The sequence below is a fragment of the Azospirillum formosense genome (assembly GCF_013340925.1).
GTDB classification, from domain to species: Bacteria; Pseudomonadota; Alphaproteobacteria; order Azospirillales; family Azospirillaceae; genus Azospirillum; species Azospirillum formosense.
Window position 1 is genome coordinate 1 of the sequence record NZ_WHOR01000501.1, and the last position, 1289, is coordinate 1289.

Consider the following 1289-nt stretch of genomic DNA (forward strand, 5'->3'; position numbering starts at 1 on the left):
GGGCTCGTTCCCGTACCGCGCTCGCGCGCGCCGCGCTTGCCCCCAGCCTCTCCCCCCTAGCGCTCCGGCCCCCGCCTGCGCCGCCGCGGCGGGTTGCCGCCCTTGCAGGGGCTGTAGGCGCCCGGCGTCAAGCGCCCCAGCGTGATCCCGGTGGCCGCGGCGATGTCGGCCAGACGCTCCAGCCCCAGCACGCGGGTGGCGGCGAGCGCGATGCGGCCACAGGCCTCGGCGTCGCTGCCGGCGCGATGGTGGTCGAGCGCGATGCCCAGGTGGTCGGCCAGGTAATTCAGTTTGTGCGCGGCCAGTTGCGGCCACGCCTTGCGCGCCAGCACCACGGTGCAGAGGTAGCTGCAGGCCGGCCAGGCCAAGCCGTAGTCGTCCAGCGTGTGGCGCAGCACGCTGATGTCGAAGGAAGCGTTGTGGGCCAGCACCAGACGGCCTTCCAGCCGCCGGGCGAAGCGGTGCCAGACCTCCGGGAATTCCGGCGCGCCGGCGACATCCTCCGCCCGAAGGCCGTGGACGGCGGTGTTGAAGGGGTTGAAGCGCATCTCCCGCGGGCGGATCAGATGCTCCTCGGTCTCCACCACGCGCCCGTCCTCGATCCAGGCGACGCCGATGGAGCAGGCGCTGGTCCGCGATTCGTTGGCGGTTTCGAAGTCGATGGCGACGGCCTGCATAACCTCTTTCCTCAACCCAGGATCAGCCGGGTGACGTCCTTGGGCAGGTCGCCGTCGAGCGCCATCAGGCGGACCCGCAGCAGGCAGGCCACCGCGATGGCGTCGGTGATCTCCCCGCGCTTGACCATGGCGTAGGCCTCGGCGAAGGGGACGTGGCGCAGCTGCAGGACCTCCGTCTCCTCCGGTTCGGCCTGCCCCTGCTCGATCCCCCAGGCGAGAAAGCAGTGGGCGGTCTCGTCGGTGATGCTGTTGGACAGGTGCATGGTCAGGATCGGCAGCCAGTGGCGGGCCGTCTGGCCGGTCTCCTCCAACAGCTCGCGCCTGGCCGACTCCACCGGTTCGACGCCCTTCTTGCCGCCGCCTTCCGGGATCTCCCAACTGTACTGCTCCAAGGGGAAGCGGTACTGGCCGACCAGCGTGACGCGGCCCTGGTCGTCGATGGGAACCACCCCGGTCGCCAGATTCTGGGCGTGCATGACGCCGTAGATGCCGGGGTTGCCGAGCGGGGTCAGCACGTCGTGCTCCACCACTCGCATCCACGGATTCTCGTAGATCGGCTTGGTCGTCAGGACGGTCCAGGGGTTGCCGGTCTTATGCGGCACGCCGGTGCTC

2 protein-coding genes are annotated in these 1289 nt (G+C 70.2%); both read right to left on the reverse strand.

Translation table 11 applies throughout. The features are described from left to right. Nucleotides 1-56: 56 nt before the first annotated feature. Nucleotides 57-677, reverse strand: a complete 621-nt coding sequence (locus GBZ26_RS29400; protein WP_174441806.1) for a 3'-5' exonuclease — start codon at nucleotides 675-677, stop codon at nucleotides 57-59. Between the two features lie 11 nt (nucleotides 678-688). Continuing rightward, nucleotides 689-1289: NUDIX domain-containing protein (locus GBZ26_RS29405; protein ID WP_425599376.1), on the reverse strand; the 601-nt coding region annotated here is incomplete at its 5' end.

Bases quoted from the DNA above. Each gene is read 5' to 3' on its own strand.
- GBZ26_RS29400 (WP_174441806.1), bottom strand. From the start codon at position 677: ATGCAGGCCGTCGCCATCGACTTCGAAACCGCCAACGAATCGCGGACC.